1 protein-coding gene is annotated in these 1408 nt (G+C 74.4%); it reads left to right on the plus strand.

Annotation, left to right across the window (positions count from 1 at the left end):
- Positions 1-125: 125 nt before the first annotated feature.
- A partial coding sequence (locus AB0K09_RS33355; protein WP_366069131.1) for a protein kinase occupies positions 126-1408 on the plus strand: 1283 nt, incomplete at its 3' end.

Genomic DNA, 1408 nt, shown 5'->3' on the forward strand with positions numbered 1-1408 from the left:
CCCGCAATCCGGTTGCCGACGCATGCGCGGCCTGTCGGCACGTTCGCCCGCCAATCCGTAAGCTGTGCCACGTCAGAGGCCGGGCGGCTATGTGGGGCAGCCCCAACCGGAGGTAGGGGACGAAGATGACGATGATGCGGCTCCGTCGCGAGGACCCGCGTGTCGTCGGCTCGTTCCGGCTGCACCGGCGACTCGGTGCGGGCGGCATGGGCGTGGTGTACCTGGGGTCCGACAAGCGCGGGCAGCGGGTGGCGCTGAAGGTGATCCGGCCGGATCTGGCCGAGGACCAGGAGTTCCGCTCGCGTTTCGCCCGTGAGGTCTCGGCGGCCCGGCGGATCCGGGGCGGCTGTACGGCGCGGCTGGTGGCCGCGGACCTGGAGGCGGACCGCCCCTGGTTCGCCACCCAGTACGTGCCCGGGCCGTCGCTGCACGACAAGGTCAACGAGGACGGTCCGCTGTCGGCCGCTCAGGTGGCCTCGGTCGGCGCGGCGTTGGCGGAGGGGCTGCTCGCCGTGCACGACGCCGGTGTGGTCCACCGCGATCTGAAGCCGTCGAACATCCTGCTCTCCCCCAAGGGCCCGCGCATCATCGACTTCGGCATCGCCTGGGCCACGGGCGCCAGCACCCTCACCCACGTCGGCACCGCCGTGGGCTCCCCCGGTTTCCTCGCCCCCGAGCAGGTGCGCGGCGCCGCGGTGACCCCGGCGACGGACGTCTTCGCCCTCGGGGCGACGCTGGCCTACGCCTCGACCGCCGACTCGCCGTTCGGCCAGGGCAGTTCCGAGGTGATGCTCTACCGGGTGGTGCACGAGGAACCGCAGCTCATGGGCGTGCCGGACGCCCTGGCCCCGTTGATCCACGCCTGTCTGGCCAAGGACCCGGAGGAGCGTCCGAGCACGCTCCAGCTCTCGCTGCGGCTCAAGGAGATCGCCGCCCGTGAGGCGCAGGGCCTGTCGGAGGGGCGTCCGCCCTCTCCCCGGCGCGAGCCGGAACGCCCCGCCGGGCGGCGGGCCGCCGAGTACGAGCTCCAGCGCACCGAGCGGCGTCCGGGCGGCGCCCCGACGCCGCGTCCGCACCCGCCCGCGCCGACCCGGCCGCATCTGGAGGAGCGTCACCGGCCGGTGGAGCAGCACCGTCCCGCGGAGGGCCGCCCGGCGGGTCGGCCGGCGTCCGAGCGGCGTCCGGCACGCGGCCGCGAGACGCCCCGGCCCGGCGCCCGTACCCAGCCGGGTGCCCGGCGTCCGGGACCGGACCGCCGGCTGCTGCGGCAGCGGGTCATCGTCTTCGTGGTGGTGACGCTGCTGGTGGCGCTGCCGACGGGTCGAGCAGGGACGAAAGTCGGGACTAGTGATCCGGCGGTGGCTTGTGGAAGCGCCGTCGCTCAACGGATAAAAGGTACCCCGGGGAT

Origin of the sequence: Streptomyces sp. NPDC049577, assembly GCF_040675635.1 — a bacterium.
Classification (GTDB): Bacteria; Actinomycetota; Actinomycetes; order Streptomycetales; family Streptomycetaceae; genus Streptomyces.